The 6,672-nt window shown below is 62.9% G+C and carries 5 protein-coding genes; 1 reads left to right on the forward strand and 4 read right to left on the reverse strand.

Features of this window, described 5'->3' with window-relative positions; translation table 11 throughout:
- Nucleotides 1–16 precede the first annotated feature (16 nt).
- Nucleotides 17–1,237, reverse strand: a complete 1,221-nt coding sequence (gene dapC / locus Q8Q80_RS07995; RefSeq protein WP_305632402.1) for a succinyldiaminopimelate transaminase — start codon at nucleotides 1,235–1,237, stop codon at nucleotides 17–19.
- A 128-nt stretch (nucleotides 1,238–1,365) separates the two neighbouring features.
- On the opposite strand from dapC, the gene Q8Q80_RS08000 reads away from it, so the two are divergent.
- Nucleotides 1,366–2,295: a DMT family transporter gene (locus Q8Q80_RS08000; protein WP_305632403.1), complete on the forward strand. Its 930-nt coding sequence runs from the start codon at nucleotides 1,366–1,368 to the stop codon at nucleotides 2,293–2,295.
- A gap of 47 nt (nucleotides 2,296–2,342) precedes the next feature.
- Here the strand turns inward: Q8Q80_RS08000 and Q8Q80_RS08005 are convergent, their stop codons facing one another.
- The 3 genes from Q8Q80_RS08005 to Q8Q80_RS08015 all read right to left on the reverse strand — a co-directional run bounded on the left by Q8Q80_RS08005 (nucleotide 2,343) and on the right by Q8Q80_RS08015 (nucleotide 6,671).
- Nucleotides 2,343–2,780 carry a type II toxin-antitoxin system VapC family toxin gene (locus Q8Q80_RS08005; protein WP_305632404.1) on the reverse strand — a complete coding sequence of 146 codons (438 nt, stop codon included), beginning with the start codon at nucleotides 2,778–2,780 and terminating at the stop codon, nucleotides 2,343–2,345.
- On the reverse strand, nucleotides 2,780–3,175 hold the full coding sequence (locus Q8Q80_RS08010; protein ID WP_305632405.1) for an AbrB/MazE/SpoVT family DNA-binding domain-containing protein: 396 nt from the start codon (nucleotides 3,173–3,175) through the stop codon (nucleotides 2,780–2,782). The genes Q8Q80_RS08005 and Q8Q80_RS08010 overlap by 1 nt, the downstream gene beginning before the upstream one ends.
- A gap of 112 nt (nucleotides 3,176–3,287) precedes the next feature.
- A complete protein-coding gene (locus Q8Q80_RS08015; RefSeq protein ID WP_371132723.1) occupies nucleotides 3,288–6,671 on the reverse strand; it encodes a calcium-binding protein in 3,384 nt (1,127 codons plus the stop codon).
- Nucleotide 6,672 lies beyond the last annotated feature (1 nt).

Consider the following 6,672-nt stretch of genomic DNA (forward strand, 5'->3'; position numbering starts at 1 on the left):
GCAGTCGGGCCGGCGCTCAGAGCGCGTGGCAGAACTGCACGATGCGCTCGGCCGCTTCGATGCACTGATTGCCCGGTGCAACCAGGGCGATGCGGACGAAGCCGGCGCCCGGATTGACGCCGCCGGCGCTGCGCGCCAGATAACTGCCGGGCAAAACAGCCACATTATATTCGGCGAGCAGCCGGCGGGCGAACACGGTGTCGTCCAGGGCGGCCGGCGTGCGCGCCCACAGGTAGAAACTCGCATCGGGCATCGGCGCATGCATCACCGACGCGATGCGCGGCTGCACCGCGTGGAACTTGGCGCGGTACTGGTCGCGGTTGTCGCGCACGTGCGCCTCGTCCGACCACGCGGCGACGCTGGCCGCCTGCACCGCCAGCCCCATCGCGCTGCCGTGATAGGTGCGATACAGCAGGAAGCGCTTGATCAGCCGTGCATCGCCGGCCACGAAACCGCTGCGCAGACCGGGCACGTTGGAGCGCTTCGACAGGCTGGAAAACACCACCAGCCGCTCGAAACCGGTGCGCCCGAGTGCGTGCGCCGCCTGCAGGCCGCCGAGCGGCGGGGCGTCTTCGTCGAAATAGATTTCCGAATAGCACTCGTCCGACGCGATGACGAAACCGTGGCGGTCGGCCAGCTCGAACAGCGTGCGCCATTCGTCCAGCGTCATCACCTTGCCGCACGGGTTGGCCGGCGAGCACACGTAGATCAGCTGTACGCCTTTCCACCCGGCGTCCGGGATGCGGTCAAAATTGCAGGCGAAGTCATCGTCCGGCAACTGGTTGTAGAAGCGGATCTGCGCGCCGGCCAGCAGGGCCGCGCCTTCGTAGATCTGATAGAAGGGGTTGGGCGACAGCACCGCCGCATCCGGCCGACTGGCGTCGATCACGCTCTGCGCGAACGAAAACAGCGCCTCGCGCGAGCCATTCACCGGCAACACCTGGGTCGCCGCGCTGACCGCCGGCAAACGGTAGCGGCGCTGGATCCAGCCCGCGATACACTCGCGCAGCCCGTCCAGCCCGGCCGTCGTCGGATAGACCGACAGGCCGTCCAGCGCGCCGGTCAGTGCATCCTTGATCAGCTGCGGCGTGGCATGCTGCGGCTCGCCGATCGACAGGCGCACCAGCGGCAGATGCGCCGGGCCGCTGATGCCGGCAGTCAATTCCTTCAGTCTTTCAAAGGGATAGGGCTGGAGCAGCGACAGGTGCGGCGTGACGGGCAGGGTGTCGTTCGGCATGTCAGTCAGAGTGAAGGTCCATCGGTTCGCGGGGGTGTCCGGGCGCATCCGCACCGGTCGTCGAGAATCCGGCGTCGTGCTTGACGTCGTTTCAGGCTTTTTCCCACACCATATAAGTATACGTACACATGCTCGCTTCCCGCGTGCCGCGTTCGCGGCGCCTTCCTTCAGCTGCCCTGCTGTGCGGCGGCATCGTCTGGGGTCTCATCTGGTATCCCTACCGCGTCATCGAGGCGGCCGGCATGGGTGGCGTCACGGCGACCTTCATCACCTACGCGCTGGCGTTCCTGTTCGGCCTGATTCCGCTGTGGCCGGTGCTGCGCAGGACGCGCCCCAGCCTGTGGCTGGTCGCGCTCGCGCTGGCTGCCGCCGGCACCAACCTCGGCTACGTGCTCGGCGCGCTCGACGGCGAGGTGATGCGCGTGCTGCTGCTGTTCTACCTGTCGCCACTGTGGACGGTGCTGCTGTCACGCCTGCTGCTCGGCGAACGCCTGAGCCGCATCGGTGCCGGCGTGATCGCGCTGTCGCTGGCCGGCGCCGTCGTCATGCTGTGGCGACCCGAACTGGGCCTGCCCTGGCCGCAGGGCTCGGCCGAATGGATGGGGCTGGGCGCCGGCATCTGCTTTGCCGGCGTGAACGTGATGGTGCGGCGCACCGCCCACATCGCCATCGAACAGAAGGTGATGGCCGTATTCCTCGGCGTCATCGCCGTCGCCCCGTTCGCCGCCTGGCTGCGCGGCGAGTCGCCGCTGAGCGAAATCGCCGCCATCGGCCCGGAAACCTGGGCCGTGCTCATCATCCTCGGCGGCGTATTGGTGGTGGTGAATCTGGTCGTGCAGTACGGCATCACCTTCGTCAGCGCCAACGCCGCGATCGCACTGTTCCTGTTCGAACTGGTCGTCGCCGCCCTGTCGTCGTGGTGGCTGGCGGGTGAGGCGATGGGCGTGAAGGAGTGGGTCGGCGGCGCGATGATCATCGCGGCCAGTCTGTTTTCCGGGCATCTGGAGCCGGCGCAGACAGACCGTGAGCCGGACGGCAAGGCCGCGTCCCCGACGTAGTTTGATGCACTGTTCGATGCACTCGGGTTGGGTCGGTGAGTCGCTGGTCAGGGCGCAATGACTTCGAGCCGTGCGAAGTAATTCCGGTAGCGCTTCGGGTCGCGGGTCAGCACGCGCAGATTGGATACTGCGGCATGGGCGCCAATGAAGAAGTCGGGCAGCGGTGTATCTCTGGCGCCGCCACGGCGCCGATACAGTGCATAGGCAGCGGCTGCGAGGGAGGACGCGGCCCACGGCAAGGGTGTCCGCGAGGTGTCATGGATATCCAGCATTGCATCCAGCGCGCCAATGTCCGGGTCGGGAATCAGCAGTTCGGTGTAGATGACGATGTTCACGTGCAGGGGGGATCGCTCGCTGCAGCGCTGCAATTGCTCCACTGCCCACTCATGCCAGGGGCTGGCATCGTCTATGCAATCCACCCACACATTCGTATCGACGAGCACGCCGGCCGAACCGTCATAGCTGGAAAGGCTGGGGAGTACCACTATGCGGCGCCGTCGGCGGGGTCGTCGCCCCGGATGAAACGCATGATTTCGTCGGCGCCCATCGGTCTGAATTCAGCACCCAGACTGCCGCGTACCCGTGCAGCCGCGGCCTTGAGCTGATCGCGGCGGTCTTCCTTGACGCGCGTACCGACAAGGGAAATGACGATCTTGCTGCCTTCAAGGCTGAACGTCACCTCGCTGCCCGGCGCAACGGCTGCGGCGTCACGTATGTGCTTGGGGATGGTGACCTGTCCCTTTTCGTTGACGAGCATCGCCTTCTCACGAGTAGGAATTGGAAGCAAGAGTTTTACCCGCAAGGGCAGGCGAACAACAGAGGGTGCTGTCTTCGCCACTGAACACGTGAAATCGACTTCTGCAAGCACCCTGAAACTCATCGCACTGACCTTGCGCGCGCTGCTCCCAAGAAGTGCCACCCGACGGCTGCGCCCGTCCGAACGCCTGCACAGATTGAGGCGCTCGTCCCGCCGCCTCAATCTGTGCAGGTAGTTATTGCCAGCTGCTTGCCAACACGGGCTGGAGCGCACTGACTTGGGCCGCCGACAGGGCAGTCTGTCCCAGCGGAGGTGGCGTCATGGCTGCCATGGCATCGACCAGCGCCTGCACCTGCGTATCGACGAGGATCTTGTCGCTGGCGGCCACTTGTTCGACATGCCATTGGTTGCTCACGTACCAGTTGGAGACGGTGATCTTGTCTGTCGTGCCGATGACGCTGACTTCAAGGTTGTTGCCAACTCTCTTCAACCAGAGTTGATCGTACGCAACGGTGGAGTCGAAGCTCATGACATCCTGGTTGCCGGCGGTCGTGTCGGATTCCCAGATCGAGTCCTGACCGTCTCCTCGCGAGAAACGGTAAATGTCGTTGCCTGCGCCACCATCCAGAAGGTCATTGCCCAAGCCTCCAATCAAGGTGTCTGCTCCGGCACCGCCTCTCAGCGAATCCGTGCTGCCGCCTCCGTCCAGAATGTTGTTGCTGGCGTTGCCAATGATCAAGTTGGCCAGATCGTTGCCGGTTCCGGCGATCGCCGAACCGGTAAGCACGAGGTTCTCCACGTTCCCGGCTAGGGTATGGCTGACGCTGCTCTTGACCGTGTCCAGGCCCTGGCCGGACAGTTCAACGACGGAGTCCGAGGCATTGTCGACGTAGTACATATCGTCGCCGTTGCCTCCGATCAGCGTGTCCGCACCCGCGCCGCCGTCGAGCCGGTCGCTGCCGTCCAGCGAGAAGCGCAAGGCTGCATTCGTTGCGATGACGCCCGAAGTGGCAAGCGTGATGTTCATGCCGTCCCGTGCGGCGGCGCCGTTACCGTAGTCGAGCAACAACTGATCAGTGTTTGTCAGGTAATCCCTGCCATTGAAACGGAGCCGCTCGACATACAGGTTCCGGTCCTGGCCCGTTGCGCCGTCGTACGCATCGTTGGTGAACACGACGTCGACCCGATGCGCGGCGGTTGCCGGCAGATTTGCCGCCGAGATGACGTATTCCTGGGTCGTGGTCGAACTGACCTCGAAGGTCTGCGCTTTCACACCATCGATCCACACCTCCATGATGGGCGCGGCGCCTAGCGCAATGCTGCCCCTGGCAAACACGCTCAGTGACGTGAGCGGCGCGGTATTCCCACTTGTACCCGCCGCATCCCCGTAGAGGGTGTTTGCGGCCGAGTTGCCGGACAGCACATTCTCAAGCGCATTTCCACGACCTTCGGTGGCGGCCGTGCCTGTCAAGACAAGTTTCTCCACGTCGCTGCCAAGGGTGAATGTGACGCTGGATTGCACGGTGTCGATGCCGGCGCTGGCGTTCTCGATGACCACGTCGGAGCTGGAATCGACGACGTAGGTGTCGTCGCCTCCGCCGCCGGCCATGGTGTCTGCACCGGCACCGCCGTTGAGCACGTTGGCTGCGCTGTTGCCGGTGAGGACGTTGTTCAGCGAGTTGCCCGTCGCGTTGATGGTGGCCGAACCGGTCAAGGTCAGGTTTTCGAGGTTGGCACCCAACGTATAGGTGACGCTCGACTGCACGGTGTCCGTACCGGCATTGGAGTTCTCGGTGACAACGTCGGAGGCCGAATCCACGACATAGATGTCATCGCCAGACCCGCCGGCCATGGTGTCTGCACCAGCACCGCCGTTGAGCACGTTGGCCGCACTGTTGCCGGTGAGCACGTTGTTCAGGGCGTTGCCGGTCGCGTTGATGGCGGCAGAGCCGGTCAGGGTCAGGTTTTCGAGGTTGGCACCTAATGTATAGGTGACGCCCGACTGCACTGTGTCCGTACCGGCATTGGAGAACTCGGTGACCACGTCAGCGGCCGAATCCACGACATAGGTGTCATTGCCCGACCCTCCAGCCATGGTGTCCGCACCGGCACCGCCGTTGAGCACGTTGGCCGAATTGTTTCCGGTGAGCACGTTGCTCAGCGAGTTGCCGGTTGCGTTGATACTGGCCGAGCCGGTCAGGGTCAGGTTTTCGACGTGTGACGGCAGTGTCCAGGACACCGAACTATTCACCGTGTCCGTACCCTCGTTGGCGATCTCGATGACGTTATCCAAAACACTGTCGACAATAAAAGTATCGTTACCAGCGTTACCCGCCATCGTATCGTTGCCCATACCACCGTCGAGCGTGTCATCGCCCTCCATTCCGGTAAGTGTGTCATCTCCATTTCCACCGCCCATCTGGTCCGCCAACATGCCCCCGGTCAGGCTGTCATGGCCATCCAGCCCGAACATCCGGTTTGTGTCGTCGAAGGCGCCATTGAGGTAGTCGTTGCCGTTTGTGCCGGTGATCGTCACGCGGGACCTGATGTCGGCTGCAGTCCAGACGACGTTGTCGCTGAACATGAACTGCTCAACAGCACCTGGTCCGTCCTGACTGCCCGGGCCAAAGAACTCGCGAACGGTAATCTGATCGTTGGTGCCGTACTTGATGACCAGATCGATTGTGTTGCGCTCGACTGCGCGCAGTGCCGTCGAGGCCACGTCTGCAAAGGTCACGACGTCAACATTGCCTGGCGTAAAGTCACCATCGTCGATGACGTCGACGCCGGCACCGAGCGAGAACTTGTAAGTGTCGTTGCCGCCTAGTCCTCGTAGGAGGTCGTTGCCGGTGCCACCGTCCATCTGGTCCGCCGACATTCCTCCAGTCAGGCTGTCATCGCCTTCCAGCCCGAACATCCGGTTTGTGTCGTCGAAGGCACCATTGAGGTTATCGTTGCCGTTTGTGCCGGTGATCGTCACCCGGGACCTGATGTCGGCTGCGCTCCAGACGACGTTATCGCTGAACATGAACTGCTCAACAGTACCTGGCCCGTCCTGACTGCCCGGACCAAAGAACTCGCGAACGGTAATCTGATCGTTGGCGCCGTACTTGATGACCAGATCCTGCGAGTTGCGCTCGACTGCGCGCAGTGCCGTCGAGGCCACGTTTGCAAAAGTCAAGACGTCAGCGTTGCCCGGCGTAAAGTCATTGTCTTCAATCACGTCAACGCCATCACCCAACGTAAACCGGTAGGTGTCGTTGCCGTTTCGTCCCTGGAGCAGGTCGTTGCCCGCACCACCGACGAGCGTGTCATCGCCCTCCATCCCGGTCAGTGTGTCATCTCCATTTCCACCGTCCATCTGGTCCGCCAACGCTCCTCCAGTCAGACTGTCGTTGCCGTTCAGACCAAACATCCGGTTTGTGTCGTCGAAGGCGCCATTGAGGTAGTCGTTGCCGTTTGTGCCGGTGATCGTCACGCGGGACCTGATGTCGGCAGCATTCCAGACGACGTTGTCGCTGAACATGAACTGCTCAACAGCACCTGGTCCGTCCTGACTGCCCGGGCCAAAGAACTCGCGAACGGTAATCTGATCGTTGGTGCCGTACTTGATGACCAGA

The sequence above is a fragment of the Methyloversatilis sp. genome, assembly GCF_030698125.1.
In the GTDB taxonomy this organism is placed as follows: Bacteria; Pseudomonadota; Gammaproteobacteria; order Burkholderiales; family Rhodocyclaceae; genus Methyloversatilis.

What these genes read in the sequence shown, in the direction of transcription:
- dapC (WP_305632402.1), bottom strand. Translation starts at nt 1,237, where the DNA reads ATGCCGAACGACACCCTGCCCGTCACGCCGCACCTGTCGCTGCTCCAG.
- Q8Q80_RS08000 (WP_305632403.1), top strand. Translation starts at nt 1,366, where the DNA reads ATGCTCGCTTCCCGCGTGCCGCGTTCGCGGCGCCTTCCTTCAGCTGCC.
- Q8Q80_RS08010 (WP_305632405.1), bottom strand. Translation starts at nt 3,175, where the DNA reads ATGAGTTTCAGGGTGCTTGCAGAAGTCGATTTCACGTGTTCAGTGGCG.